18 protein-coding genes are annotated in these 26,495 nt (G+C 63.4%); 8 read left to right on the top strand and 10 right to left on the bottom strand.

Annotated elements, in window-relative coordinates; translation table 11 throughout:
- Positions 1-77 precede the first annotated feature (77 nt).
- Positions 78-1,154: a M48 family metalloprotease gene (locus C487_RS11830; RefSeq protein ID WP_049908103.1), complete on the top strand. Its 1,077-nt coding sequence runs from the start codon at positions 78-80 to the stop codon at positions 1,152-1,154.
- A gap of 7 nt (positions 1,155-1,161) precedes the next feature.
- On the opposite strand, the gene C487_RS11835 is transcribed toward C487_RS11830, so the two are convergent.
- A complete protein-coding gene (locus C487_RS11835; RefSeq protein WP_006186003.1) occupies positions 1,162-2,151 on the bottom strand; it encodes an NAD-dependent epimerase/dehydratase family protein in 990 nt (329 codons plus the stop codon).
- A gap of 162 nt (positions 2,152-2,313) precedes the next feature.
- Between C487_RS11835 and C487_RS11840 the strand changes: the two genes are divergently transcribed.
- The 4 genes from C487_RS11840 (at position 2,314) to C487_RS11855 (ending at position 5,723) form a co-directional block, all read left to right on the top strand.
- Positions 2,314-3,318, top strand: coding sequence for an RAD55 family ATPase (locus C487_RS11840; RefSeq protein WP_006186004.1), 1,005 nt, complete (start codon positions 2,314-2,316; stop codon positions 3,316-3,318).
- Between the two features lie 264 nt (positions 3,319-3,582).
- On the top strand, positions 3,583-4,560 hold the full coding sequence (locus C487_RS21545) for a hypothetical protein (RefSeq protein WP_006186005.1): 978 nt from the start codon (positions 3,583-3,585) through the stop codon (positions 4,558-4,560).
- Between the two features lie 79 nt (positions 4,561-4,639).
- Positions 4,640-5,050, top strand: a complete 411-nt coding sequence (locus C487_RS11850; RefSeq protein WP_006186006.1) for a GIY-YIG nuclease family protein — start codon at positions 4,640-4,642, stop codon at positions 5,048-5,050.
- A gap of 118 nt (positions 5,051-5,168) precedes the next feature.
- Positions 5,169-5,723 carry a peroxidase-related enzyme gene (locus C487_RS11855; RefSeq protein WP_049908116.1) on the top strand — a complete coding sequence of 185 codons (555 nt, stop codon included), beginning with the start codon at positions 5,169-5,171 and terminating at the stop codon, positions 5,721-5,723.
- A 518-nt stretch (positions 5,724-6,241) separates the two neighbouring features.
- On the opposite strand, the gene gltB is transcribed toward C487_RS11855, so the two are convergent.
- From gltB to C487_RS11880, 5 genes are all read right to left on the bottom strand, one after another.
- On the bottom strand, positions 6,242-10,852 hold the full coding sequence (gltB, locus tag C487_RS11860) for a glutamate synthase large subunit (protein ID WP_193787931.1): 4,611 nt from the start codon (positions 10,850-10,852) through the stop codon (positions 6,242-6,244).
- 492 nt (positions 10,853-11,344) lie between these two features.
- Positions 11,345-12,826 (bottom strand): proline--tRNA ligase, encoded by a 1,482-nt coding sequence (gene proS, locus C487_RS11865; RefSeq protein WP_006186009.1) that lies wholly within the window; start codon positions 12,824-12,826, stop codon positions 11,345-11,347.
- Positions 12,827-13,216: 390 nt separating this feature from the next.
- The gene (locus tag C487_RS11870) at positions 13,217-13,738 is read right to left on the bottom strand and encodes a type IV pilin (RefSeq protein ID WP_049908104.1); all 522 of its coding nucleotides are present in this window, start codon (positions 13,736-13,738) and stop codon (positions 13,217-13,219) included.
- A gap of 17 nt (positions 13,739-13,755) precedes the next feature.
- A complete protein-coding gene (locus tag C487_RS11875) occupies positions 13,756-14,208 on the bottom strand; it encodes a type IV pilin (protein WP_049908105.1) in 453 nt (150 codons plus the stop codon).
- 550 nt (positions 14,209-14,758) lie between these two features.
- The gene (locus C487_RS11880) at positions 14,759-15,916 is read right to left on the bottom strand and encodes a zinc metalloprotease (protein WP_006186012.1); all 1,158 of its coding nucleotides are present in this window, start codon (positions 15,914-15,916) and stop codon (positions 14,759-14,761) included.
- 164 nt (positions 15,917-16,080) lie between these two features.
- On the opposite strand from C487_RS11880, the gene C487_RS11885 reads away from it, so the two are divergent.
- From C487_RS11885 to C487_RS11895, 3 genes are all read left to right on the top strand, one after another.
- On the top strand, positions 16,081-20,553 hold the full coding sequence (locus C487_RS11885) for an ATP-dependent helicase (RefSeq protein ID WP_049908118.1): 4,473 nt from the start codon (positions 16,081-16,083) through the stop codon (positions 20,551-20,553).
- 269 nt (positions 20,554-20,822) lie between these two features.
- A complete protein-coding gene (locus C487_RS11890) occupies positions 20,823-21,677 on the top strand; it encodes an alpha/beta fold hydrolase (RefSeq protein WP_006186014.1) in 855 nt (284 codons plus the stop codon).
- 29 nt (positions 21,678-21,706) lie between these two features.
- Complete coding sequence (locus C487_RS11895; RefSeq protein WP_006186015.1) at positions 21,707-22,231, top strand: Lrp/AsnC family transcriptional regulator; 525 nt, start codon at positions 21,707-21,709, stop codon at positions 22,229-22,231.
- 88 nt (positions 22,232-22,319) lie between these two features.
- Here C487_RS11895 and C487_RS11900 read toward each other — a convergent pair whose 3' ends face one another.
- The 4 genes from C487_RS11900 to C487_RS11915 all read right to left on the bottom strand — a co-directional run bounded on the left by C487_RS11900 (position 22,320) and on the right by C487_RS11915 (position 25,310).
- The gene (locus C487_RS11900) at positions 22,320-22,775 is read right to left on the bottom strand and encodes a PaaI family thioesterase (protein WP_006186016.1); all 456 of its coding nucleotides are present in this window, start codon (positions 22,773-22,775) and stop codon (positions 22,320-22,322) included.
- A 3-nt stretch (positions 22,776-22,778) separates the two neighbouring features.
- Complete coding sequence (locus C487_RS11905; RefSeq protein WP_006186018.1) at positions 22,779-24,731, bottom strand: 3-hydroxyacyl-CoA dehydrogenase/enoyl-CoA hydratase family protein; 1,953 nt, start codon at positions 24,729-24,731, stop codon at positions 22,779-22,781.
- A gap of 152 nt (positions 24,732-24,883) precedes the next feature.
- Complete coding sequence (locus C487_RS11910) at positions 24,884-25,177, bottom strand: HalOD1 output domain-containing protein (protein WP_049908106.1); 294 nt, start codon at positions 25,175-25,177, stop codon at positions 24,884-24,886.
- Positions 25,131-25,310, bottom strand: a complete 180-nt coding sequence (locus C487_RS11915) for a hypothetical protein (protein WP_006186020.1) — start codon at positions 25,308-25,310, stop codon at positions 25,131-25,133. Before C487_RS11915 ends, C487_RS11910 begins: the two co-directional genes overlap by 47 nt.
- Positions 25,311-26,495: the final 1,185 nt, after the last annotated feature.

Here is a 26,495-nt window from a genome sequence, read left to right on the forward strand (position 1 = left end):
AGAGCCGACCGCGTCGCCGATCCGTTCGCCACGGCGAATGCGATAGGCTATAATATTTCCAACAGTATCGGCCCAATATGCGTGTGGCAGTCGCGTTCTGGGTCGGCCTGCTCGTCGTCGGCCACGTCGCGGGTCGACTGTACGGTTCGTACACGATTCGGCGCGGCGGTGACGACGATCACCGATCGCGCGGGACGTACCGATTGCTGTCCTTCGTCGGCCTCACGGCCGTTGTCGGCCTCACGCTGTCCGGTCTCGTCGACGCAACCGAGACGACTCTCTCGTCGCTGCATCCGGCGCTGGCCGGTGGACTGGCGGCTCCCCTCGCCTGGGTCCCGACGGGGATCGGATCGATCGTCGCGGTCCTCGTCACGTACCTCGGCGTCTTTCCGTACGCCCGCGAACGGCGCGGCCTCGAGATTTCGGCTGCAACCGCGGTCGCTCGTCTCGCGAAATACCTCGTCGCGATCGCGGTGCTCTGTCTCGGTCTGATAGCCCCCCTGATCGTCCTCCTCAGGCTGTCGACTCCGAGCCCGCTCCTGATTCCGATCCTGTTCGCCGGCCTCCTCTTCTGGGTCTTCGTCTGGACACAGTACAGCGTGCAACTCTCACAGGAGATCAGCGAGCCGACGGCCGACCAGCGACGACGGCTCGAGGCCGCCGCCGACCGGGTCGACACGACGATCCCTCTCGCGGGCGTCATTCCCGGCGAGGAGACCGAAACGGCCGGCCTCTACCTCGGGGGCTCGTTCCGGAACCGGCGGTTGTACGCCACCGACTACACGTTCGACGCCCTCGATGACGACGAACTGACGGCACTGTGTGCACGGGCAACCGCGGCCGACGAACTCCGACTCCTCGAGCGCCGAGCACTCGTCGTGTCCCTCCTGCCCGGACTGTTCCTGACCCTGACCATCTGGCGATCGATGCTCGTCGCACTCCCCGTGCTCGCCATCGCCTGGCCGCTCCTGTCCTGGTACCTCCAGCGCTGTGCGTTCGCTGCCGATCGTCGCGCCGCTCAGTCGGTCGGTGCCGACGATCTCGCCAGCGCGTACGAGGCCACCGCGGATCTGGCCGACGAGCGCGGACGACTCCACGAACGGCTCGCATCGAGGCCGTCGACGGCGCGACGGCTCGAGCGACTCCGTCACTGACCCCGGTTCAGAGGGTCTCGAGAACCCGCAACACGCGCTCCTCGGCCTCTCGGTCCGGTCCGTTCCCGTCCCCGTCCCGGTCGCTTTCGAGGTGGTCGTCGACCGACCGAGCCATCGCCTCCTCGAGCGGCGTCGACTCCCAGCCCAGCGCGGCGAGTTTCGCCGTCGAGAGGACGTGCGGGTACGCTCGGTAGAGCGGGTAGTCCTCGAGGTCGATGTCGCCAGCAGCGAGTTCTCGCGGTCCGGCGTGGACGATCTCGACCTCGGTAGCCAGCGTCTCGCCGATCAACGCGACCATCTCCTCGAGCGTGACGAGTCGTCGGTCGCCGACGTTGTAGGCCTCGCCGGCCGTGCCGCGCTCGGCGACGATCCGGAGCGCGCTGGCGACGTCTTCGACGTACACGCGGTGCCAGACGTTCGTCCCGTCGCCGGGGACCACGACCCGATCGAAGCGGTTCACGCGATCGATCCACCAGTCCAACCGCTCGGTGTAGTCGTGGGGACCGTAGACGATCGGCGGTCGGACGGCCATGGCTCGAACGCCGTCGTCGGCCGCCGCGAAGACCGCCCGATCGCCCTCGGCCTTCCGATTCCCGTAGCTCTCGGCCGAGTCGTCGGTCGCCTGCTCGGCCGTACAGGAGTGCAGGGGCGTCTCGCCCTCCCGCTTGGGGATCTCCTCGCGGCCGTAGGCCGCGCCACTCGAGACGGAGACGTACGCCTCGCAGTCCTCGAAGAGTCGCGTCGCGACGCGGACGTCCTTGGGGTGATAGGCCACACAGTCGAAGACAGCGTCGGGATCGACGGTCGTCGCCGCGGCCTCGAGCGCCGTGTCGTTCGTCCGATCGCCCTCGACGTGGTCGACCCGGTCGTCGTCCGCGAACGGGTTCTCTCGGGTCCCGCGGTTGAAGATCGTGACGTCGTACTCGTGGTCGAGGAGATCGGCAACGAGATGGCGGCCGATGAAGCGAGTGCCGCCGATAACGAGTGCACTGTCCATACGGGACCGACGGGGCTGCCGGAGCAAAACCCTGGCGACAGGCTGTGACGAGAGCTGCCGCCGGCACGGAACGGGCGTGGAACGAACTCCACGCCCGATCCGACTCGGCCCACCCGTTCAGGGGAGGGTTCTTTGATCCCCTCCGTTGTAGGGCGGCCCGGTATGTCAGGACAGCTCTGGACGGATCGCGCTCGGGAGCACCCGCTCGAGTGCGACCACTGTCACTACCCGATCCCGGGCGATCCCGAGGAGAGCGACGACGGGCAGTACTGCTCGACCGCCTGCCGCGAGGCCGCCGACGACGAGTCGACGCTGCCCGATCCCGAAGCGTACAAGCGGTTCGTAACCGGCGTCGAACCGCTCGATTCGCTCGTTCCGAACGGCGTTCCCGCCGACTCCTTTCTCCTCCTCTCGGGGGACGAGGGGACCCGCCGCGCCGAGTTGGGGACCGAGCTCGTCTGGCGCGCGCTCGAGCGGGGCGAACCCGCCGTGGTCGTCTCGTTTGCCAACCCGCCGACGGCGACGCTCGAGCGGTTCTACGAGAACGGCTGGAACGTCCTCCCGGCGCTGGAAACCGGCCGCCTGCGGGTTATCGACTGCTTCACCCACCGGCTCGACGACCGCGACGCGTTCCGCGAGCACCGGACCGACTGGGCGACGTTCATCGGCGAGGCGGCCGGCGATGCGATCGTGGCGGTTCGCGATCCGAGCGATCGTCGCGAGGTGGCGAACACCCTCCACCGCGCGCTCGACGACCTCGAGATGACCGAGACGGGGCTGGTCACGATCGACTCGCTGGATGAACTCGAGTCGTTACTGCAAGAGCAGTTGGTTCACGACTTCGTCAAAGACGTTCGGGCGACGGTCTGCAAGGCGCGGTTCGTCCCGATCGTCGCCGCCGCGACGACGGCGGGGCAAAACGGCTATCCCGAGGAAGAGTACGTTTTCGACGGGATCGTCGATCTGCGGCTGACGGACCACCTCGTGGCCGACACACGGCTCAAACAGCTCGCCGTTCGCAAACTGATCGGCGGCGAGGTGCTCCCGCAGTGGGTGACCTACGAACACGAACCCGCCCGCGGGCTGTTCGCGTTCGGCCCGAACACGGAGCCACAACAGGTTTACGACCTCGGAAACGCCTCGCCACGAGCGAACAGCCCCCGATAATCTCGACGGCGGTACTCGAGCGACGTGCGACTCGACACGCGACGCGGTTCCGGAATCGCGTCCAGTCGCCCGCCCCCCAGGACCCGCCTCCGCAATTATACCCGCCGACGACCGCTATCGGCGTGCACGCGAACTCACGCTCGGGTTTTATCCGCCCGTTCGGGATAGGTCCGACCGCAGCACGACCACCAGCGGCCAGCGCGTCGACCGCACCGCATCGGGAATCGACGGCCGACTGGAGTCGACGATCCACACAGCCACACGATGAACGACCGATACGACAGCGATCGACGGACGGAGGAACGGACCGAGCGATCGAACGAGGCCGGGACGCGAACCCGGGGTCGGGGACGAGAGCACGACAGCGAGACCGAACGGACTCGACAGGGCGACGACCGCGGCTGGCTTCACGGGTTGTTCAGCCGCGGCGAGAGCGACGATCGCGGGTCACGGGGCCCCGAGCAACGCGGTGAGCGCAGTCAGCGCCACAAGCAACGCACCGAGCAGCAGCGCGAACGACGGACACGGACCGGGCAACAGCGCAGCGGGGTCGAAACGAACGCGATGGACCGAGCGACCCGCGCGTACGGCGGCGAAGCCCGACAGGAGGGGCGGCAAGGCGAACAGCGCGGCCAGCGCGACCGACAGGGTGAGAGGCAGGAACACAGGGGCGGTCGGCAGCAGGGCGGCATGCAGCGAGCCGAACGCGGCGCGGAGCGATCGCAACGCGGCCAGCAGGGGATGCAGCGCGGTGGGGACCGCGAGCAGCACGGACGACAGCCCGGAACGCAAGGCCAACGAGGGACGCGATCGCAGCGGGGCAGCGAGCAACACGGCAGTCAGTACCAGCAGGGACAGCCCGAGATCGGTCGCCACCAGCGGAGCGAAGGCCAGCAGACTGGTCCCCAACGGGAACAAGAAAGCGGACAGCGTGGCCAGCGACCTGGACACGAGTATCAGGACCGACAACAGTTCAGCCGCCAGGAAGATCGGCGAGAGACCCAGGGCTCCTCGAGCGGCCGCATGAACCGAGGACAGCAGTCCGGCGGCGGCCTCGAGTACCGCCAGCGGGGTCGCCGCTCCGAACAGGGTGACTGGACCGAACCCCGCGAGTCGGAGCGGGACTCGAGCGATGACCGAAACCGGCCGTTACAGGAGGACGATATGACTACCCGCCGCCACGTCCACGAGCGCGATCCGACGGCCGACGAGGAGCCTCGAGACGAGGACCGGTCGCGGTAACGGCCTCGAGCGCCGGCCCGTCCGCGAACCGCGCATCGAAACCGTCCCGTTTTTGCCGCGTCTCCCCCGATCGTGGCGTATGAGCGGCACGTACGTCCTCGTGATCGACGTTTCGCGATCGACGACGATCGACGTCGGCGCACTGGGGGATCGCGAGTTCGCCGCCGGCGCGTACGCCTACGTCGGCAGCGCGTTCGGCCCCGGCGGCTTCAGTCGCGTCGACCGCCACCGCGAACTCGCCGCCGGCGACCGCGAGACGCGCCACTGGCACGTCGACTACCTGCTCGGACATCCCGCGACGTGCCTCGAGCGCGCGATCACGTTCCCGGACGCCGATCGGGAGTGTGAACTGGCGCGGTCGCTGCCGGGCGAGTTCGTCTCCGGGTTCGGGGCGTCCGACTGCGACTGTCCAGCACACTTGCTCGCCACACCGGGCGGCGACGCCGTGCTCGAGGCGGCGATCGACGCGGGTGGCGTCGTCGACGCGTAGCTCGCGGGCCGTTCACCGCCGACTTATTACCGATGGCCGCGAACCGGGAGTCGTGAGCAATCCCGACTCCGACGCCGAGTCTCAATCCGAACCGACCCCAGAACTCAGCGACGACGCGATGGCCCGATTCCCCGTCCCGGCGTTCGACGACCTCCCGGCTGACCTCCAGGAGCGAATCGTCGAAGAGACCGACCGCGCCGGCTTCACGCCGAACGTGTTCTCGGCGTTCGCGTACAAACCCTCGCACTTCCGGGCCTTTTTTCAGTATCACGACGCCCTCGTCGAGGACACCGCCCTCGAGCGCGAGGAGATCGAGATGCTCATCGTCGCCGTCTCCGGCGTCAACCACTGTTACTACTGTAACGTGGCCCACGGGGCGCTCGTTCGGATCTACGCCGAGGACCCGACGCTGGCCGACCAACTGATCGCGAACTACCGGACCGCGGATATCGGCGACGCCCACCGAACGATGCTCGACGTCGCGGTGAAACTCACCGAGCGGCCGGCCGATGTCGAACCAGCCGATCTCGAGGCGCTCCGGGACGCCGGGTTCAGCGAGGAGGCCATCTGGGACATCGGAGCCGTCACCGCCTATTACAACATGAGCAACCGAATGGCCATGTTCGCCGAGATGCGACCGAACGACGAGTTTCACACGCTTGGGCGGGAGTGAGCGACCGCCACAGCGTTCGACCGCATGACTGAAGACCATAATTAGACAGGGCTAAAGATTAAGTTTGTGGGTACAAAAGCAAGTGGTAGTGGAGGTGATGACACCACGAAAGCGACACAGGAATGCACTGCCGATTACACCTACCGGGGGCGATCGTGCCAAGTGATAGTCGCCCGGTAGACAGCGGACGCCGACTCGCGGTTACGGTCTCCCAGTCTTCACACGTGATCAGTCATCGTAACTCCCAGTCGGTGGGTGAACTCCTGCCACCCAGCACTGTTCCGCTGTTTTCGCGATGGGGCGTGCCGTGACCTCCACGCCGAGTAGTGATCGAACCGCTTCGACCGACGATACACGTGCCCTGCGGCCTGTAGCGAACGATCACGGACTGGATTTGATACGTCTAATATACCGCTCGAGAAGGCACCCGGCCCGGTCGCGATCACATCGTCGACCCGTCGACCGCGTTCGCTGCGGGGCCGACGGTCCGCTCTCCGCTCGAGGAACAGGTCGAGGGGTCAGTCGTCGCCCGCCGCGAACCCGGCGGATTCGGTCTCGGCGGCGACCTCCGGCGCGCCGGGCAGTTCGTTGCGAACGTCGTCGCTGCCCTGCTCGGTGATCGCCTCGTAGTAGGCCTCGGGCATGACCTTCACGAAGGCCTCGAGCGCGCGCTCCCAGTTGTCCAGCAGGTGTTGGCCGCGTTCGGAGCCGGTGTAAGCGACGTGGTTCTCGACGAGGCGGCGCAGCATCCGCTCGTCTTTCTCCTCGAGGGCGTCGTGCAGCGAGACCATTCCGGTGTTGGCCTTCGCTTCGAACTCGTCGTCGGGGTCGTAGACGTAGGCGACGCCGCCGGACATGCCGGCCGCGAAGTTCGTACCCGTCTCGCCCAGCACGGCGACGACGCCGCCAGTCATGTACTCGCAGCCGTGGTCGCCGACGCCTTCGACGACGGCCGTGGCACCGGAATTGCGCACCGCGAAGCGCTCGCCGGCGACGCCGTTGACGTACAGTTGGCCGTCGGTCGCGCCGTAGAGCGCGACGTTACCGATCGAGACGTTCTCGGTCGGGTCGTAGGCCACGGTCTCGGGCGTCCGGATGGTAAGCTTCCCGCCCGACAGCCCCTTGCCGACGTAGTCGTTGGCGCTGCCGTCGAGATGCATCGAGACGCCGCTGGCGAGAAACGCACCGAAGCTCTGCCCGGCAGTTCCCTCCGCATCGATCGTGATCGTATCCTCGGGCAGTCCGGGTTCGCCGTAGCGGCTGGTGACGCGGTTCGAGAGCATCGCGCCGACGGTGCGGTCGACGTTCGTCACGTCCGTCTCGAGGCTGACCGGCTCCCCGTCCTCGATGGCGTCGGCCGCGGCCTCGATGAGGTCGCGATCGAGTTGCTCCTCGAGTTCGTGGTCCTGCTCGCGGAGCTTCCGACGGACATCGCTGCCGGGGTCCGCGAGGACGTCCGAGAGGTCGACGTTGCGGGCCTTCGGGTGGTCGACATCGTCGCGCTGCTCCAGGGCATCGACTCGGCCGATCATCTCGTCGACGGTCTCGAAGCCGAGTGCGGCCATGATCTCGCGCAACTCCTGTGCGATGAACGTCATGTAATTGATGACGTGTTCGGGCTCGCCGGGGAACCGCTTGCGAAGGTCCTCGCGCTGGGTGGCGACGCCGACCGGGCAGGTGTTCTTGTGACACTGCCGGGCCATCACGCAGCCGCCGGTGACGAGCGAGGCGGTCCCGAAGACGTATTCCTCGGCACCCAGCAGGGCGGCGATGGCGACATCACGCCCGGTCTTCATCCCGCCGTCGGCGGAGACGCGGATGCGGTCGCGGAGCCCGGTCGCGCAGAGCATCTGGTTCGCCTCGGCGAGGCCGAGTTCCCAGGGAAGGCCGGCGCTCTTGATCGAGGTCCGCGGCGAGGCACCCGTCCCGCCGTCGTGACCCGAGATGTGGACCACGTCGGCGTTTGCCTTCGCGACGCCGGCGGCGACGGTGCCGATACCGGCCTCGGAGACGAGTTTGACGTTGATATCCGCCGCCTCGTTTGCGGCCTTCAGATCGAAGATCAGCTGTTTCAGGTCCTCGATCGAGTAGATGTCGTGCAGCGGCGGCGGCGAGATCAGTCCGACGCCCGGCGTGGACTTGCGCACGTGGGCGATCATCTCGTTGACCTTCGAGCCGGGGAGGTGGCCGCCTTCGCCGGGCTTCGAGCCCTGTGCCATCTTGATCTGGAGTTCGTCGGCGTTCGAGAGGTACGTCGACGTCACCCCGAAGCGGCCGCTTGCAACCTGCTTGACGTTACACTCACGTTCAGTGTTGAATCGCTCCGGCGGCTCGCCGCCCTCGCCGGAGTTCGACTTGCCGCCGAGCCGGTTCATCGCGATCGAGTTGTTCTCGTGAGCCTCCGGCGAGAGCGAACCCAGCGACATCGCGGCGGTCGAGAACCGCTGGACGATGTCCGTGATCGGCTCGACTTCCTCGATCGGGATCTGGTCGCGGTCGGAGTCGAACTCGAGCAGGCCGCGCAGGGTCTGGAGGGTCTGCTGTTGGTCGTTGATCTTTGCGGCGAACTCCTGATAGCGCTCGTAGTCGTTCGAGCGGACGGCCTGCTGGAGCGCGCCGACGGTGTCGGGGTTCCACTGGTGGTGAATCCCGTCCGAGCGGTGCTCGAACTCGCCGTGGCGGTCGAGGTCGGCGTCATCGCCGTCCCCGCCGAAGGCCGTCGCGTGGCGCTCGCGGAGGTCCGCCTCGATTTCGGCGAGACCGATCCCCTCGGTGCGGTTCTCGGTGCCGGCGAAGTAGTCCGCAACGAGGTCCGAATCGAGACCGACGGCCTCGAAGATCTGGGCACCCTGGTAGCTCTCGACCGTCGAGATCCCCATCTTGGCCATGATCTTCAGGAGTCCGTCCTCGACGGCACCGACGTAGGCATCGATCGCGACCTCGGTATCGGCCCCGTCGGGGCCGGCGGTGATGTCCTCGATCGTCTGGTAGGCGAGGTACGGGTTGACCGCACCCGCGCCGTAGCCGACGAGCGTCGCGAAGTGGTGGACGGTGCGCGGATCGGCGGACTCGACGACGAGTCCGACGTGGTTACGCAGGCCGTTGCGCACGAGGTGGTGGTGGACGCCGCCGGTCGCCAGCAGGCTCGGAATCGCGATCCGGTCCGCGTCGACGTTGCGGTCCGAGAGGACGATCACGTCGTGGTCGCCGTCCTCGATCGCCGCGACGACATCCTCGCGGACGCGTTCGATCGCCGCCTCGAGGTCGTCGCCGGGCTCGTCGCTCCGCGGCTCGTAGGTAATATCGATCGTCGCGGCCGTGATACCGTTGGCCTCGCAGTCGCGGATCGACTCGAGTTCGGCGTCGGTCAGGATCGGCGAGTCGAGGACGAGCTGACGGGCGTGTGCGGGCGACTCGTCGAGGAGGTTGCGCTGGAAGCCCAGCCGCGACTCCATCGAGGTGACGAGTTCCTCGCGGATGTAGTCCAGCGGCGGGTTCGTGACCTGTGCGAACAGCTGTTTGAAGTAGGAGAACAGCGGTCGGTTGAACTCGGTGAGGACGGACAGCGGCGTGTCGTCACCCATCGAGCCGACGGGGTCTTTCCCCTTCTGGGTCATCGGCTCGATCAGGTTCTCGAGTTCGTCGTGCGTGTAGCCGAATGCGGCCTGATAGTCTCGCAGTCCCGAGATATCCGTCTGCGGCGAGCGGTCGTTCGTGGTCCGAATATCGTCCAGACGCACCTGCTCCTGGGCGACCCACTCGCCGTAGCGGTCGTCGGTGAGGTCGTCAAAGACCTCCTCGTCGGGAATGACCCGACCCTCCTCGGGGTCGGCGAGGAAGAGCTGGCCGGGCTTGAGACGGCCACGCTCTTCGATCTCCGCGGGATCGGTCTCGAGCGCGCCGGCCTCGCTGGCCATGATCAGGCGGTTGTCGGTCGTCACGTCGTACCGGCAGGGACGCAGGCCGTTGCGGTCCAGCACTGCGCCGACGCGTTCGCCGTCGGTCGCCGCGACGAGTGCGGGGCCGTCCCACGGCTCGACCAGCGAGGCGTGGAAGTCGTACCAGTCTTTCCGGTCGTCGTCCATCGTGTCGTCGCCGTCGCAAGCTTCGTCGGAAGGTTGCTGCCCGTGGCGCTTCGCGCCACGACCGCGCCAGGCCTCGGGGACGAGCATCCGGAGCGCGTGCTCTAAGTCCCGGCCGTCCTGCATCAGCAGTTCGAGCGCGTTGTCGACGCTCGCGGTGTCGGACTGGTCGGGGTCGTCGATGATCGGCTTGACCGCCTCGAGATCGGGGAGCACGTCGCTCTCGATGTCGGTCTCGCGGGCGCGCATCCAGTTGATGTTGCCCTGAATGGTGTTGAACTCGCCGTTGTGGATGATGTTCCGGTAGGGATGGGCGAGATGCCAGGCCCCGAGCGTGTTCGTCGAGAACCGCTCGTGGACCATCACGAACGTCGATGCCATCCGCTCGTCGGTGAGATCGGGGTAGTAGGCGGGGAGTTGAACGCCTTTCAGCAGCCCCTTGTAGACGACCGTCTTCGCGCCCAGCGAGACGACGTAGAAGCGCTCTTTGTTCTCGATATCGGCGTCCTCAACGGCGTTTTCCAGCGCGCGTCGGGCGACGTAGAGCCGACGGTCGAAGTCGTCCTCGGAGAGATCGTCCGTCGGCGCGACGGCGACTTGCCGGACGTCGGGTTCGGAGTCGACCGCCGTTTGCCCGAGGTCGTCGTTGTTCGTGGGGACGTCCCGCCACTCGAGGACGTCGAGGTCGTAGGTAGCGAACGTCTCCTCGACCAGCGAGACGAGTGCCTCGCGCGCCGCGGTAGCCTGCGGAAAAAAGAGCGAGCCGACGGCATAGGTCTCCGGGAGGGACGCATCGAGAACGTGATCGAAGAACGAGTCGGGCGTCTGGAGCATAATACCGGCCCCGTCGCCGGTGTTCTTCTCCGCACCGGTCGTCCCGCGGTGCTCGAGGTTTTCGAGTAGTTCGAGTCCGTCGGCGACGACGTCGTGTCCCCCGTCCCCATCGAGGTCCATAACGACGCCGACGCCGCAGTTCGACCGTGCGTCCTCGGGGTCGGCAAGCCCCGCCGAACGCTCGGTGGATGATGCTATATGTGGCTGTGACATGCACACACGTAGCGGGAACGACTATAAGAGGCTAATCCATTATGACTAAGCGTATTATTAACACATATGGTCTGATATAAGGTATTACCAGTATCCTTAATCACTACCAGGATACCCTCGCCGGTCGGTCTACCGTCCGTCTCGGAGAAGCGTCGCGTGGTCCGCACGGCCGTCGAACTCCCGCCCGGGAAGCGGGTCTTCCCGGTAGCGGGGAATGTCAGAGGCACGTAGTGTTCACCCACCAGAGTGAACACCACATACGCTTACTCAGCCTCCCCGGGTAAGGTACCACGGGTTAAAGGATTAGGTATGAGTGAAACAGTCACTCATGATTTACCGCCGGACGGGCATCGAGTTCGGCTCGCGCCCGAACGATAGTCGGAACTGAAACGATTGACACACTGATCGTAACGCTGACGTGCGCTCAGGTGTGCACTGACTGTCAGTTACTACTATCGCGGCGTCGAAACAGAACCGCCGAAGCCGAACCGGTCAGTACGACTTCGCGAAGTACGCGATTTCGTCCGCGGGGTCGCCACAGACGCCACACTCGTCGTGGTCGGGTTCGGGCACTTCGCCGGCCGTCGAGCCGCCCTCGTCCTCGAGCGGTTGCATGACGATTTCGGCGGCGATCTTCTCCTTGATGACCTCCTCACAGGCCTCGTCACCACACCACGGCGTCTTCACGTAGCCGCCGTGTTTGCCGATCGTTCCGAGGATCTCTTCGGGGCTGTGTGCCTCGCGGACGTTCGCTTCCAAGTTCTCCTCGGCGGACTCGTAGAGTTTGTCGAAGATTTCGTCCAGGTGCTCGTCGACGGCGTCGACGATCCCGTCGCGGTCCGCGACCGATTCAGCGTTGTCCGGCCGGTGGACCAGCGTGACCTCCGCGTCGTCGACCTCGTGGGGGCCGATCTCGAGTCGGAGCGGGACGCCGTTGAGTTCGTGTTCGTTGAACTTGAAGCCGGGATTGCGCTCGTCGCGGTCGTCGAGTTCGACGCGGAAGCCGGCGGCCTCGAGGTCGTCGGCGATCCCCTCGGAGTACTCGAGGACGTCCTCCTTGGTGTCTTCCTGCCAGATCGGGACGATGACGACCTGCGTGGGCGCGACCGTGGGCGGGAGCACGAGTCCCTGATCGTCGGAGTGGGTCATGATGAGCGCCCCGATTGCACGCCAGGAGAGGCCCCAAGAGGTGGTGTAGGCTGTCTGCTCTTTCTCGTCCTCGTCGGCGAAGGTGATGTCGAACGCCTCGGCGAAGCTCTGGCCGAGGTTGTGGCTGGTCGCTCCCTGCACGGACTTGCCGTCGGGCATCAGCGCCTCGACGGTCGTCGTGGTGTCCGCGCCGGGGAACTTGTCGTGTTCGGGCTTCTTGCCGCGGAGCACCGGCACCGCCAGCACGTCCTCGTAGACGCGTTCGTACTGCCCCAGTCGGGTCCAGACCTCTTCCCACGCGCCCTCGTTGCTCGCGTGGGCGGTGTGTCCCTCCTGCCACATGAACTCCTTCGTCCGGAAGAAGGGCTTGGTCTCCGTGGCTTCCCAGCGGACGACCGAACACCACTGGTTGAGCCGCATCGGGAGATCGCGATGGCTGCGGGTCCAATCGGCCATAAAGGGCGCGATGATCGACTCACTGGTCGGCCGGACGGCCAGTCGCTCCTCGAGTTCGTCGTGGCCGCCGTGGGTCACCCACGCGACCTCCGGATCGAACCCCTCGACGATGTCTTTCTCCCGCTCGAGGAAGCTCTCGGGGATGAACATCGGGAAGTAGACGTTGTCGACGCCGGTGTCCGTGAACCAGCCGTCGAGCGACTCCTGAATGGCCTCCCAGAGGGCGTAGCCACGCGGCTTCGTGACGATGAAGCCGCCCATCGGTGCGTAGTCGGCGAGGTTGGCCTTCTGGACGACTTCGGCGTACCACTCGCCGGGCTTGTGCGATTTCGACTCGGTGATGCCGAGTTCCTGGCTCTCGTCGCTCATATCTACAACGATAGCCACAGCGGTCTTAAACGATGCGAAGGTGAACCGTATTTTCACGAAACTATCAATCAGAATGGGATTAAATACAATATTTTAATAAATTTATAGTTAACTATATGAGAATTTAAGTAAAATACAATGCAATATTTTCCTAATTAGTGAATATACGATTAATAGCTAGCAAAACAAGTATGTGTTTACCCCCAGAAATCGCAGGAGGACAGTAGGTTCAAAATCGGGGAATTCAATTAGAAATCCGTAAAATTCGACCGCCGTCNACTGAGAGATATATAAATCAAATAGAGGGTGCTGTTTTCAGCCGTCTCAGTGGCTCAGCCAGGAACTCTATGGGGGTAAACACATGCAAAATGTGAAAACCGAACTACAGCATTAGCTGTAGTCGAAGTTGAAATCTTCGCTGCCGACCTGCGTTTCTGTACCGTCTTCTTCAATGACAGCGACTGCAGTCACCGTTCCAGAAATTGCATTATCATTTTTAGCCGCAGTGAGGTGAACATCAGCACCGTTGTCGACATCACCGATTGTAACTGTATCTCCGACACCCATTCTGGTCATATTGCCCTTGTATATATCGTTGGCTGTTTGGGTACCAGCATAGGCATTAGTGTCATCGATTTCACTAGGGCCGATGTCACCGCTTAGATTTACGTGATCTGCGTTTCCGAGAGAAGTGACTTCGACCTTTATTTCTTGTTGCTCTTCGTCGACTTCGAGACCAACACCGGCTTGAGCCTCTTGGCCAACACTTCCACCAAGGTCAAGCACGAATGCCGCGATCACGGCCGCGAGAATGACGGTAATCGCAACCATCAAGATCACACCAATAACTGGTGAGACTGCACGTTGTTCGTCATTGCCAACGAGCTTCCGCCTGAAGTTTGATAGATCCATTGTTTAGTATTAATTAATTAATTGAAGTTCCATTCTTCACTTCCAACGGAGGTTTCGGTATCCGACTCGTTGATTACGGCGACTGCAGAGATCGTTCCCGAGTTTTCCAAATGAACTGGGCTACCGCCAGAAGTACTGGCGTTGAACGTCCTAGTATCTCCGACTTTGAGATACTCAGCATCGCTAGAGTCCCAGTTGGATCCCGTGTCACTCGTGGAAAGATTGACGTGATCCGCATTCCCAAGTGACGTGACCTCTACTTGCACTTCCTCAGCAGAATTGTCGACCTCCAACGATACACCAGCCTGTGCTTCCTGCCCAACACTCCCACCGAGGTCAAGCACGAAGGCGGCGATAACGGCCGCGAGAATGACCGTGATTGCCACCATCAGAATCACGCCGATAACGGGTGATACTGCTCGTTCGTTTTCGCTGCCAACCAGTTTGTTGCGGTATGATTTCAAATCCATATTTCTTACCCATCGGCTGTGAACGGTGAGAAAGCTTATCTTCCGTCTCGGCAAAGCGAGACGTGCGGACCAAGGGGATTTGGAACCAACCTCGCGTCCCCGCTTTCTCGAGTCGTCACCGATGCTAATAGCACCGAGGCGGCCAGATGTATATATAGGTAAGGGATAGTGAAGGTCCGTAAACGATGAAAGGCTTTCAGAACTGAGAATCAGGGGAGACTATCGAAGTTCCAGTGTGCCCTTGAAGCGACGCTGTCGTGCTATTCCGAGAATACTACAGGAATTAGCAGATATCTGTCACTTCGAGAAGGGCGTTAGGCTGTCACATGGCGAGCGGTGTCGCTCGAGCACGCGGTCCCGACCGTATGCGGTTGGAGGAAGGGGCGGCACGCGAAGACTCGAGTTCGCGTCTCGTGGCGCGCACGGTCGTGTCGACGAGTCGGGGGTGCTCGAGGGAACGGCGGCGACCAGGGAGGCCGGCAGTTCGCCTGCGGCCGAGCCACGCGGGTCGGCAGTCGCCAGCGGACGGGTGTCGTGGGTCGAGTACGGCTCACTCGTCGTCGGAAACGAACGATGTCGCGGGCGTGAACATGTGGTCGTCGATGTATGCCCAGTCGTCGAATTCGTTGAAGAAGCCGCCCGCGGAGAACCCGTAGTAATCGCGCGGCGAATTGTAGTTCATGACGCTCGTGTAGCTGGCGAAACTGTACTGGTCGGTGTCGATACCCTCGAAGTCCCCGTTCGAGAGGCCGAGCGAGTGGCCCAGTTCGTGCATCACGGTCGACCCCGTCTCCCCGGGGCCCGGCTGCGCTTCGACCATCATCGTTCCCAGCCCGGCTTTGCCGATGACGGTCCCGCGGCTCCGGTCTTCGGCGATGTCCTCGACGATGATCAGATAGTGATACCCCATCCCCTCCCGATCGAAGTAGCGCGACCGATACCGGCTCAGATCGCCGGTGTCGGTCGACGGCTCTCGCGGGACCGTCTCGTTGAACTGCATGTGCAGGTCGCCCCCGGTCGATCCGTCGGGATTGTCCAGCGGAGCCGCGTCGAATGCGGCGGCGATCCGGTCGGCCTCGCTTCGCTCGAGGGCGACGCCGTCCATGGTGTCGATTTCGACGTAAATATCGGTGCTGAGCGGATCGGCGTCGGGATACAGGTTCCGCCGGTTGAGCTCCGCCTCGTCCGCGAGTCCGTCGCCGTCGGTGTCGGACTCCGTCGGCTCGGTGCCGTGTTCGTGGACTTCCGCGCCGTCGGTGAGGCCGTCACCGTCCGTATCCGGTGTTTGCGGATCGGTTCCGTGCGCCTCGAGTTCGTCGGCATCGTCGAGCCCGTCACCGTCCGTGTCCGTCGTGGTGGGATCGGTGCCGTGATCGCGAACTTCCGCGCCGTCGGTGAGGCCGTCGCCGTCCGTATCCGCCTCGAGCGGGTCCGTTCCGCGTTCGCGAACTTCCGACCCGTCGGGGAGGCCGTCTCCATCCGTATCCCTGCGAGTTGGGTCGGTTCCGTAGCGCTTCTCCGCCCCGTCGTCGAGCCCGTCCCCGTCGGTATCGCCGTCGAAGACCGCAGTGCCGTCGCGAAGTTCGTCCAGCGGCGAGACATCGTCCCCGTCGGGATCGACGATCGTCGTTCCACCGACGAGCCCCACCGTGAGGAGCGCGATGAGCAAAACGACGACGGCAATACTGAGGGACCGCGCCGATAGCATTTCTTGAATGTCAACAACGATGGGATAACTGTATTGTGGTCGGAACCGGGACGCGACTCGAGGCGGGCATCCACCGACCGATCGCCACTCGACCGGTGACTTCGCCGTTCACTTTCACCCCGCTGTCCAAACCCTCTTACACGCCGGCCACCGAGACGCCGGTAATGGACGGGAGCGAGCCCCTCGCGTTGCCGGTCGACGACGATGATCTCCCTTTCGACCCGGCCGACGTAGCCATCGAGGACGGCGACGTGTTCGAGTTGCTCGAGCCCGCGGTACAGGAGTGGTGGCTCGAGGAGTTCGGCGAGTTCGTCCCCGAAAACGAGGGCTTCTTTACGCCGCCACAGCAGGGAGCCATCCCGAAGATTCACGACGGGACGAACACGCTGGTCTGTGCGCCGACCGGGAGCGGAAAGTGCGTGAAGCCGGATACGCCGATGGTCATCCAAGATGATGGGGATGCAACAGTCGTTCGGGCGGAAGACCTTCTCGAACGCCGACATAGAAAAGTTACAGATGTTGACGAGGACGGCGAACTGTACACGAGTTCGATCGAAGCGTACTCGCTCGACGAAGACGAACTCTCGCTCCGTGAGTCGATGGTGTACTCGGAATCCTACGACGGACCGATGCACCGGATTCAAACGTCGTACGGAAGAGAGGTCGAGGTTACACCGGATCATCCGCTTCTCGTTGAGACGTCATCCGGTCCCGAGTGGCGACCGGCAAGTGAGATCGAGGACGGTGACCGGATCGGAATTCCAACGCACATCGATCTTCCCGAGCGTGACATCGAGCTCAACGTGGGTGCAGCGCTCGATCGGCTTCGATCGGAATTCCCGCTGGTTGCGACCGAGGCGGAGTCAGACCGGATCGTCGCTCGTCTCGAGGAAGAAGTCCCCATTTCGGCGTTCGACGAGTACGAACGGCGACTCGCACTCGCACTCGCGGACCTCACCTACGCAGACGTAGCGGATCGACTGTCCATCGGCCTCGCATCCGTCTCAAAGCTCGTCAACGGTACGAGCGAGTACTGCTCCGAGGAATTTCTTGAGTTACTTCGAGAAGCGTATACGCGGCTTCCTCCCGGCGAGGTACTCGTCAAAACGGACAACGGTCGCGTTTCCCGATTTCGCTATCCAACCACGCTCGACTCTGATCTCGCAGAACTGGCTGCGTTCGTTCTCGGAGAGGGACTCATCGGAGAGTACGAACGGAACCGATTTGTGATGATTACGCGGAAAAATCGGACCGAGATTCTCGAACGCGCAATGGAGACGATGTGGGATCAGTTCGGTATCGAATTCGAACAAAAGTCGGAAATCGACTACGTTATTTCCGACGCGGCGTTTTCCGTGTTCTTTGCAGAACTACTGGATATCGAACCCGGCCCGGGCCGTGACGTGTCGCTTCCGAACTGGGTCTTGAATGCGTCACAACCGATCAAACAGTCGTTTCTGTCGACGTTTCTGTCGTTAGAGGCGGAGGTTCGATCCAACGAGGTTCGTCTCGTACAGGCCAACGAGTTGAAAATAGAGCAGTTGACATACCTCTTGCTCTCGTTCGGAATTCTCCCGGCCCGCGGTCGCCAGGAGAAGTACGCGACGAATACGGACGAACAAACGCAGCGAACGTATCATTCGCTCACAATCCGCGGAATCGAGAACCTGTCGACGCTCCTGTCAGCGTGTTCGATCGTCCATCCGAACGTCGACCAGTTGGAAGCACACACCACCGGACAGCGTTCCGGAAACCACATCGGACGGCACGTCTTCGACTATCGGGACATTCGTGCGCTGTCGAAGTACTTCGAGAACGATCGGGAATTCAATGCCGAGCTCGGCAACATCTACGAGGTGGCCAGACGAAGCGGATATCTTACGGAACAAACACTGGACGCGCTGTCTACGAAACTTCAGTCGCTGCCGTCTGACGAAACGACACAAGAACTCGCCGCGAAGATCGACAGTATTCGCAGCCGAAACATCGCTTGGGTAACCGTAGAATCGAACGAGACATCCCCCTACAACGGTACGATCGTCGATCTCAGTGTTCCGGACACGCACAACTTCGTCGGTGGGCGCGGTGGATTGTATCTTCATAATACACTCGCATCCTTCACATCGATCATTAACGAGCTCTACAAGCGTGATCGCGACACCGAAGACGGCCTCGAGAACTCGGTCTACTGCCTCTACGTCTCGCCGCTGAAGTCCCTCGCGAACGACATTCACCGCAATCTCGAGGTCCCTCTCGACGGAATCGAAAATATCGTCGACGAACGAGACGGCGGCGCGGAATCGACAGGTGAGATCCGGCACGCGATCCGCCACGGCGACACGTCCTCGAGCGACCGCCAGCGGATGCTCGAGGAGACGCCCCACATCCTCAACACGACTCCCGAGACGCTGGCGATCCTGCTGAACTCGCCGAAGTTCCGCGAGAAACTCCGGACCGTCGAGTACGTCATCGTCGACGAGATCCACTCGCTGGCCGCGGGCAAACGAGGCACCCACCTCGCGGTCAGCCTCGAGCGACTCGAGGCGATGTCCGAGGGGGATCTGACGCGGATCGGCTGCTCGGCGACGATCGAGCCCCTTTCGCGGGTGGCGGAGTTCCTCGTCGGCCGCGAGGAGCCGGGTGGCGATCCACGCGACTACGAGATCGTCGACGCTCGCTTCGCCCGCGAGTTCGACATGCGACTCGAGTGTCCGACCGACGACCTGATCAACACGCCCCGCGAGGTCGTCCAGGAGCGGTTCTATCGGATGCTCCACGAGCACGTTCAGGACCACACGAACACGCTGGTGTTTACGAACACGCGTTCCGGGGCCGAACGGGTGCTTCACAACCTTCGCGAGCGGTTCGACGCCTACGACGAGGCCAACTCCGGCTGTCATCACGGCAGCCTCTCGAAGGACGTCCGACAGGGGATCGAAGCCCGATTGAAAGACGGCGAACTCGACGTGGTCACCACCTCGACGAGCCTCGAGTTGGGCATCGATATGCCCCACGTCGATCTCGTCGTCCAGGTCGGCTCGCCGAAGTCCGTCGCCGCCCTGCTCCAGCGGATCGGCCGCGCGGGCCATCGGGTCGGCCAGACCGTTATCGGGCGCGTGATCGCTCTCGATCGGGACGAACTCCTCGAGTGTGCGGTCATGCTCAAGAAAGCCACCGAGGGGTTCGTCGACTCGGTGTCAATCCCCGAGAACGCCCAGGACGTAGCGGCCCAGCACGTCTACGGGATGGCGATCGCCGAGATTCGCCCCGAGGCCGAACTGACCGCCATCCTCCGTCGGGCCGACCCCTATCGAAACTACGGCGAGGACGAGTACGAGTCGCTGATGCGATATCTCACCGCCGAGTACGCCGGGCTCGAGGAGCGAAACGTCTACGCGAAGGTCTGGCGCGACGAGAACGACCCGCCCGACGGCCAACATCACCACGAGGAATTCCCCGTCGGCGAACCGCTGGTCGGGAAACGGGGCCGACTCGCGCGGGTCATCTATATGACAAATATCGGGACGATCCCGGACTCGTTCACGTGTGACGTGTACACGCGTGCGAGCGACGAGTGGGTCGGCCAGTTGGACGAGCAGTACCTCGACACGCTGGAGACAGGCGACGTCTTCGTGCTCGGCGGGAGCAACTTTGAGTACCGCTACCGGCGGGGCTCGAAAGTCTACGTCGATCGCACGAGCGCCCGCCCGACCGTCCCCTCGTGGTACTCCGAGCGACTGCCGCTCTCGTCCGATCTCGGTCGCGAGATCCTCGCGTTTCAGGACGCCCTCCTCGAGCGCTACGAGGCCGGCGGGCCGCCGCGGGTCCGCGCGTGGCTCCGGGAGTTCCCCCTCGACGACGACAGCGTACGGGCCATCGCCCGCCTGTTCGACCACCAGTGTCGATACGCCGGCACGGAGAGCGTGAGCACGCCCGACCGCCTCGCCGTCGAGGTCGTCCGGGACCAAGCGGAGTACGACCGTCACTACTACGTCCACTCGGCGTACGGTCGCCGGGTCAACGACGGCCTGTCGCGGCTGTTGGCCTACCGCTGTGCACAGGAGGCGACCGCGAACGTCCGTGTAGCCGTCGCGGACAACGGCTTCGTCCTCTCGATGCCGCTCAACCGGAAAGTCGACATCGACGGGATCATCGCCGATCTCGAGGCCGAGCAGGTCCGGACGGACCTGCGGGCGTCGCTCTCGGAGACGGACCTGCTCCAGCGGTACTTCCGGATCAACGCGACGCGCTCGCTGATGATCCTCAAACGCTACAAGGGCTACGAGAAGTCCGCGAGCGAACAGCAGGTCTCGAGCGAGATGCTGCTCGGCTTCGCGGACGAACTCGAGGAGTTCGCGGTGATCGAGGAGACCTACCGCGAAATTCTCGAGGACAAACTGAACGTCCGCGAGATCGAGGACATCGTCGGGGCGATCGACGCCGGCGACCTCACCGTTTCGCGGCGGCAACTCGACTCGCCGACGCCGCGGGCGTTCGGTCTCGCCACGCTGTCGGCCAGCGATGTCGTCCTCGCCGAAGACGAGAGCGCCGCCCTCCAGTCGTTCCACGAGCGCGTCTTGGAGGAGATCGGCGACGAATCGCTGGCGGGATTGACGGGGGGCACGGACGACGAATAACCGCACGGGATCAGGGCCACCCGGCCGAGTCACTCCCGCCGGCATCCATCGGTCGGGCTGCTCGCGTTCCCTGTCCCGTTCTGTCGGGCGAGATGGTTAACATCGGTAACATTCCCCAAAACAGACTTCATGTTGGAAACTGAACTAGCGGTGTGACACCAATGGTGAGACGGGACTGCTCCCCACGAACCGGCCGTCGACGCGCGCATCGGCAGTGGACCGACGTGGCTCGTCGTTCGACGGGTGGCGCGGCGAACGGAGGGCGCTGAATGGTCGATCACGAAACCTGGTCCGAACAGCAGTCGTCGACGACGGTTTCGGTGGACGGCCACGACCTCGCGGTCGCCTACCACGAAGACGGCTCCGACGAAAGCACGGGGCCGCCGGTCGTCTTCCTCCACGGTATCCCGACCTGGTCGTTCCTCTGGCGCGATATCGTGCCGGCAGTCGCCGACGACCGCCGGACGATCGCGCCCGACATGGTCGGCTACGGTCACTCCGCGATGAGCGACGATTTCGACCGCTCGATCCGCGCTCAAGAGACGGCCCTCGAAGCCCTCCTCGATGACCTCGGTATCGAGGAGGTCGCGCTCGTCGCCCACGACATCGGCGGCGGCGTCGCGCTGCGCTTCGCTGCACACAACCCCGACCAGGTCGCCCAACTCGTCCTCTCGAACGCCGTCTGTTACGACTCCTGGCCGGTCGAGTTCGTCTCGACGCTGGGCCTCCCCTCGACCGCCGACCTCGAGCGCGCGGCACTCGAGGAGCGACTCGATGCGGCGTTCGTCGACGGGACCTACGGCGAAGCCGACCCCGCGTTCGTCGACGGTATGAAAGCGCCGTGGCTGACCGACGCGGGACACGTCTCGCTCGTCCGCAACGCCGTCTCGACGAACACGAACCACACGACCGAGATCGATTACGGCGCGATTACGGCCGAAACGCTGCTGTTGTGGGGCGAAGACGATGTAATGCAGCCCTACGACTACGCCGAGCGACTGGCCACGGACATCACGGATGCCACGCTCGAACCGCTGTCGGACGCCTATCACTGGGTGCCGGCGGATCGACCGGCTGCCTACGCCGACCACCTTCGTGCGTTCCTTGCTGGAGCGCAAGCGTAACATCATACCGCCACGACTGTCACGATAGCATGAGCGACGAATCACCTGACTGGGAGTTCAAAGACCGCGACATCGCGATCCTCAGCGAACTCTCGAACGATCCACAGTTGTCTTCACGGGAACTCACCCAGGTCCTCGAGTCGGAGTACGGGATCGACGTCTCCCACGTCACCGTCAGCGAGTCGATTCGGCGGATGCGCGACGAGGGCGTCTTCCGCGAGGCGATCATCCCCAACGAGGAGTACTACATCTTCGCGCTGTTCGAATTCAAGTTCAACCCCGAACACTTCGCCGACAACTGGCGCGAGGCGATGGAGCACATCAAGACGGACAAACACACCCTGTTTTTCTTCCTCTCGGACGGGGAGTACCAGTGGAAGACGGTGATGATGTTCCGCGACCGCCAGGAGATCTCCCGGTGGATTCACGACTGTTATCGTGACTACGGGGAGGTCATCTCGAACATTCGAAACTCGGCGGTCCACAACGTCCTCAAGTTTCAGACCGATCCGCGAATCTTCGGGGAACTCGGCGAGGAGCGTAACGACCGGTGACCGCTCCCCGCCGGTGACCGGTCGCCGATCGGCCGCCGCTCACGCGAGGGCGCGGCCACCCTCGAGAGCACTGACTCGAACCGACCGATCAGTCGTCGTCGATTCCGTCGCGGAACAGTCGGTAGGTGGTCCGACCGACGGCAGCCTCGCCGTCGGCCCCCTCGACGGTCACGTCGGTGACGCCGGTCGACCCGCCGGCCCGGAGCACGTCCGCGACGGCGCGCAGGTCGCCGGTCGCCGGCCGCAGGTATGAGACGTTGAGGTCCGTCGTCGTGAGATCAGCCTCGCCGGGGTCGTCGAACGTGCTCCGCAGGGCGAACGCGCTCGCGGTGTCGATCAGCGTCGCGACGATACCGCCGTGGACCGGATCGTGTCCGTCGGTTCCGACCGGGTTCTCGAAGTCCTCGTCCGGTTCGATCGCCAGGACCGCGCGGCCGCTCTCGAGGTCGAACACCTCGAGATTCAGCCACGACAGGTAGCCGTGACGGCGGACGAACGACTCCCATTCGGGCCAGCCTGATTCCGCGGCCGGTCCGTCGGACATGCGTTACTTGCCCTCGAATTCGGGCTCGCGGTCCTCGGCGAACGCGGTGGTCCCCTCCAGTACGTCGTCGGTGCTCGAGAGGAGGCCGAAGCCTTGACTCTCCATGGCGAGTGCGGCGTCGAGGCTGGCGTCCTGGCCCTCGTTCATGACTTTCTTGGCGACTTTGAGGCCGATCGGCGGACCCGAACGCAGGTCATCGAGGAACTCCGCGACGGTGTCGTCGAAGTCCTCGCGCTCGACCGAGCGGTTGATCAGTCCCCAGTCCGCGGCGCAGTCGGCGTCGATGTGGTTGCCGCGGAAGACCAGTTCCTTCGCGCGGGTTTCGCCGAGGATGCGGGTGAGTCGCTGGGTGCCGCCGCCACCGGGGATCAGGCCGAGGCCGATCTCGGGCGCGCCGAACGACGACCGATCGGTCGCGATCCGCAGGTCGCAGGCCAACGCGAGTTCGAGGCCGCCGCCGAGACAGAACCCGTCGATCTTCGCGAGAACGGGCCGCGGGAAGTCGTTGACCGTCTCGAAGCCGGGCGAGACATCCATCAGGTCCGTCGGGTTCGCATCGGCGAACCCGGAGATGTCCGCGCCGGCGCTGAACGCGCGATCGCCGCTCCCTTCGATCGTCGCGACCCGAACCTCGTCGGTGTCGACCGAGGAGAACAGGTCGTCGATCTCGGAGAGCAAGTCCTCGGACAACGCGTTCATCCGGGACGGCCGGTCGAGTTCGACCTGCAGGACGCCGTTCTCGAGGTCGTAGTTCAGGTCGTGGTAGGGACCGAGGCTGTCGTCGTCGTAGTCGTAGAAGCCCTCGCCGGCGTCCTCGCCGGTCTTGCCCTCCGCGACGAGTTCCTTGAGATAGGGATGGGGCTCGAAGCGGTCTTCGCCCGTCTCCTCGAAGAGCGTCTCGAGTTTCTCGAGCACGCTGTCGAGCCCGATCTTGTCGCCGCGTCGGCAGATTCCCTCGGGGAAGCCCAGCCCGAGCTGGACGCCGGTGTCGACTTCTTCGGGGGTCGCGACGTCCTCGCCGACGAGGAAGGCCGCGCGGTTGATCATGCGGGCCTCGACGCGGAGCCAGTCGAAGTCGCCCGCGTCCTCGGGTTCGTAGTCGGCCCCGTCACCGTCCTCGTAGTCGTAGAACCCTGTTCCGGTTTTCTGGCCGAGATCGCCAGCGTCGACCTTCTCCTCCGTGATCGGCGGGATCGGATCGCCGCCCTCCTTGCGGACGTGGTAGCCGACGTCGATCCCGGTGAGGTCGCCGAGTTCGAACGGTCCCATCGGATACCCTCGCTCGTGGACCATCGTCGCGTCGGCCTCGCGGATCGTCGCTTCGCCGTTCGAGACCATGAACGCGGGTTCGCCGCCGAAGGGGCCGACGATGGTGTTGACGACGAAGCCCCGGACGTCCTTGCGGACGTAGATCGGCGTCTTACCGATCGACTCGACCCAGTCGTGGCCGGCCTCGGCGGCCTCGTCGCTGGTGTCCTCGCCGTAGATGACCTCGACCAGGTCCATCTTGACCGGCGGGTTGAAGAAGTGCAGGCCGAGGACGCGCTCCGAGGAGTCGACTGCTTCTGCGATGTCCGAGATCGGCAGACTCGAGGTGTTCGTCGCCAGTAGCGTGTCGCCGCTGGTGTACTCCTCGAGATCGGTGAAGATGTCGTGTTTCAGGTCGAGGTCCTCGGGTGCGGCCTCGATGACGAGGTCGGCGTCGGCGACGGCCGCTTCGAGGTCCGTCGTCGTCTCGATTCGCGAGAGGACCTCGTCGGCCGATTCGTCGATCAGTTCCTTTTCCTCGAGTTTCTGCAGGCTCCACTCGATGGACTCGTAGCCGTCCTCGACGAACTCGTCTTTGATGTCGCGCATCGTGACGTCGTAGCCGGCCAGCGCCGTTACTTCGGTGATCCCGTGTCCCATGTTCCCCGCGCCGAGAACGGCAACGCGGTCAATGCGTTCAAGTGACATGGTCGTGTGCTCTATCGGGACGGTCTTAATACCACCGAACCGGATTAGCAATGTTAAGCCCGTTTTCGAGCGTTGTACAGCGCGTACGTCGATCCGAGTTTGAGCCGAACGTCGGTAACGGTCGGTCGCTCGAGCGGCCGGATCGGTGTCAGTTACCGATCCGGGTCGCTCACCGTCACCTCGTCGGAGTCGGGACCGATCACGACGCGGGAGCCCGCGTACTCGAACCGGACAGTGACGTCCGCGTCCGACTCGAGGACGGNGTCGGGACCGATCACGACGCGGGAGCCCGCGTACTCGAACCGGACAGTGACGTCCGCGTCCGACTCGAGGACGGCGGCCAGCGCCTCGGGATCGATCGCGTCGTATAGCGGTGGCAACGCCGCTCGGTCACAGCCCTTACGGGCCGCGATACGATCGAGAGCCGTTGTGAGTGCTGAATGCATCGTGATTCTCGGGGAGTTCGACGACGGTCAGTGCGAACGCTGCCTCGCAGTCCGGACACGTTGCCGGGGCGGCAGTCGTCGTTGTGTGGACATCGGTACCGCAGTCGCAGTGGATCGTGACGTTCGAAACCATGTGTAGCTCCNGACGACGGTCAGTGCGAACGCTGCCTCGCAGTCCGGACACGTTGCCGGGGCGGCAGTCGTCGTTGTGTGGACATCGGTACCGCAGTCGCAGTGGATCGTGACGTTCGAAACCATGTGTAGCTCCGTGTACAGGCCCCGACGGAGCGGAACACAATCCAGCGAGAGACGCAGCGACGGCTACGACTGGGTCGGCGGTACGTCGGCAGGTCTTTATTTCGCCAACGCCAATGGTGGATTGCTCCCGCTACGCGGGGGCNACACAATCCAGCGAGAGACGCAGCGACGGCTACGACTGGGTCGGCGGTACGTCGGCAGGTCTTTATTTCGCCAACGCCAATGGTGGATTGCTCCCGCTACGCGGGGGCGAGTGGGTGAGCCGGAGTGGGGCTCCAACCTAGCACTCCGGCTCATGCGCACTTTCGTGCGCGTCTGTGTGTTACGCAATCTATCCTAAAGAACGTTAGGATACTGATCGGTTGGGCGGTTTGGATACGACCGACCAGCGATGCCCCAACGGGGGCAGGACAAGTGTGCAGTCAGTGTCAGCGGCGTATCAATAAGGCGCGGGTGGACTTGCGACTATCAGCGCATGTGTGGTCATAGATCTCATTAACGCATTTTCTGCAGATACTAACTGCTCGTTCAGATACGCATATGTTTTTGAAGAAACAGATGGATTCGGTAATACTGAGAATTGGTATATTGTTGCGCCTTGTGAATAATGGGTAAATAACACTCTTAAAATATATTTTACGAGTCAGCGATGATTGGGAAGAACTACATTGATATAGCTTCTAGATATAACTATGGCTGAAGCAAATAGTGATACGGCTCTACTTAGAATCGCCATTCTTGTTATAGGGATTGGTGCATTTTTGATCGGAAGTTGGACGATGATTGTTGGTGATATAGTAGCGTCTATCTCTCTATTCATTCTCAGCATCATTTGCTTATTAAGATTGGTTTCGTCGCATGTGTTTACCCCCATAGAGTTCCTGGCTGAGCCACTGAGACGGCTGAAAACAGCACCCTCTATTTGATTTATATATCTCTCAGTNACGGCGGTCGAATTTTACGGATTTCTAATTGAATTCCCCGATTTTGAACCTACTGTCCTCCTGCGATTTCTGGGGGTAAACACATACGTTTCGTCTAATGCTCGAAATTGGATGGA

The organism is Natrinema pallidum DSM 3751 (assembly GCF_000337615.1).
GTDB lineage: Archaea > Halobacteriota > Halobacteria > Halobacteriales > Natrialbaceae > Natrinema > Natrinema pallidum.

What these genes read in the sequence shown, in the direction of transcription:
- C487_RS11830 (WP_049908103.1), top strand. Translation starts at nt 78, where the DNA reads ATGCGTGTGGCAGTCGCGTTCTGGGTCGGCCTGCTCGTCGTCGGCCAC.
- C487_RS11835 (WP_006186003.1), bottom strand. Translation starts at nt 2,151, where the DNA reads ATGGACAGTGCACTCGTTATCGGCGGCACTCGCTTCATCGGCCGCCAT.
- C487_RS11840 (WP_006186004.1), top strand. Translation starts at nt 2,314, where the DNA reads ATGTCAGGACAGCTCTGGACGGATCGCGCTCGGGAGCACCCGCTCGAG.
- C487_RS21545 (WP_006186005.1), top strand. Translation starts at nt 3,583, where the DNA reads ATGAACGACCGATACGACAGCGATCGACGGACGGAGGAACGGACCGAG.
- C487_RS11850 (WP_006186006.1), top strand. Translation starts at nt 4,640, where the DNA reads ATGAGCGGCACGTACGTCCTCGTGATCGACGTTTCGCGATCGACGACG.
- C487_RS11855 (WP_049908116.1), top strand. Translation starts at nt 5,169, where the DNA reads ATGGCCCGATTCCCCGTCCCGGCGTTCGACGACCTCCCGGCTGACCTC.
- gltB (WP_193787931.1), bottom strand. Translation starts at nt 10,852, where the DNA reads ATGTCACAGCCACATATAGCATCATCCACCGAGCGTTCGGCGGGGCTT.
- proS (WP_006186009.1), bottom strand. Translation starts at nt 12,826, where the DNA reads ATGAGCGACGAGAGCCAGGAACTCGGCATCACCGAGTCGAAATCGCAC.
- C487_RS11870 (WP_049908104.1), bottom strand. Translation starts at nt 13,738, where the DNA reads ATGGATCTATCAAACTTCAGGCGGAAGCTCGTTGGCAATGACGAACAA.
- C487_RS11875 (WP_049908105.1), bottom strand. Translation starts at nt 14,208, where the DNA reads ATGGATTTGAAATCATACCGCAACAAACTGGTTGGCAGCGAAAACGAA.
- C487_RS11880 (WP_006186012.1), bottom strand. Translation starts at nt 15,916, where the DNA reads ATGCTATCGGCGCGGTCCCTCAGTATTGCCGTCGTCGTTTTGCTCATC.
- C487_RS11885 (WP_049908118.1), top strand. Translation starts at nt 16,081, where the DNA reads ATGGACGGGAGCGAGCCCCTCGCGTTGCCGGTCGACGACGATGATCTC.
- C487_RS11890 (WP_006186014.1), top strand. Translation starts at nt 20,823, where the DNA reads ATGGTCGATCACGAAACCTGGTCCGAACAGCAGTCGTCGACGACGGTT.
- C487_RS11895 (WP_006186015.1), top strand. Translation starts at nt 21,707, where the DNA reads ATGAGCGACGAATCACCTGACTGGGAGTTCAAAGACCGCGACATCGCG.
- C487_RS11900 (WP_006186016.1), bottom strand. Translation starts at nt 22,775, where the DNA reads ATGTCCGACGGACCGGCCGCGGAATCAGGCTGGCCCGAATGGGAGTCG.
- C487_RS11905 (WP_006186018.1), bottom strand. Translation starts at nt 24,731, where the DNA reads ATGTCACTTGAACGCATTGACCGCGTTGCCGTTCTCGGCGCGGGGAAC.
- C487_RS11915 (WP_006186020.1), bottom strand. Translation starts at nt 25,310, where the DNA reads ATGGTTTCGAACGTCACGATCCACTGCGACTGCGGTACCGATGTCCAC.